Origin of the sequence: Acidithiobacillus albertensis (genome assembly GCF_001931655.1) — a bacterium.
In the GTDB taxonomy this organism is placed as follows: Bacteria; Pseudomonadota; Gammaproteobacteria; order Acidithiobacillales; family Acidithiobacillaceae; genus Acidithiobacillus; species Acidithiobacillus thiooxidans.
In genome coordinates, this window is the sequence record NZ_MOAD01000111.1 from 1 (window position 1) to 1,031 (window position 1,031).

A 1,031-nucleotide genomic window follows, 5' to 3' on the forward strand; every position below is an offset into this window, starting at 1 on the left:
GGTGGCCACCAGGGAGTTCATGTCTGGCGAAAGGTGACGGTAGGCGATCAGTCCCGGCTTAAAAAACCGCCTACCGGGACCGAACAACACGATACTGGCAAGCACAAACTGCACCCACTCCCAGAAATGTGCAAAAGGGCTGGTGATCATTAGGGCGCGGTCAAAAGCGGGGAAGAAGGAGGCACCCATGGACAACACCAGAATCGCCATAGCCAGCACTGCAGCGACGATGACATCACGGCCCATGGCGCGCAAACTCGCACGGCGCTGGTCTGTCTCATTGCCATCCTGTCCCTCGTCTTCCTGAACAGGATGCGCGGCGTAACCCGCCGCGCTTACAATGCTGGCCAACTCGTTCGTACTGATCATGGCTGGAATGTAGCGTACATGCGCACGCTCGGTAGCCAGATTCACCACAGCCTCCAGCACGGCAGATTGCTTTCTGAGTGCACGCTCTACGCGACCCACACAGGAAGCGCAGGTCATGCCCTCCACCACAAGATCAATCTCATCGGTCACCGGTGTGTAGCCGGTCGCGCGGATCGCTCCGGCAATGCGGGCGGCATCGAGTTGCTGTGGGTCGAAAAATACTTCGGCTCGCTCGGTCGCCAGGTTTACACTGGCCGAGGTGACTCCGGGCAGCTTTCCCAATGCCCTCTCCACCCTAGCGCTACAAGAGGCGCAGGTCATCCCGTCTATGCCAATCTCAAGCTGTCCACGAGTTTTTTCATCCATAAACATGCCCCCTCACGGTGATATCCGCTATGTCCAGTGGATTACCTCTCACAGACGATTCCTGTAAAAGCCTGCTACCACCACCATCAGTCCATGATAAACATTAAGGCCCACTGCAAGGTCAAGCGTGGTTTTTGTGTTAGGATTGCACGTTCTGTCACAGACTCACCGATACAGCCCTGAAAACGTCTTCGCCGTGGAACGAAGATGAGGTGAGTTTGACCATTTTTGCATAGCGAATACCAACACCCTCCATGCGCTCTGTTTTACATTTTTCAAAAATGTTGTCAGAGTAA

Annotated in this window: 1 protein-coding gene; it reads right to left on the minus strand. The window is 55.0% G+C overall.

The window, feature by feature from the left end; all coding sequences use genetic code 11:
- The coding region (locus BLW97_RS18380; RefSeq protein ID WP_143215004.1) for a heavy metal translocating P-type ATPase at positions 1-735 on the minus strand (735 nt) is incomplete at its 3' end.
- Positions 736-1,031 lie beyond the last annotated feature (296 nt).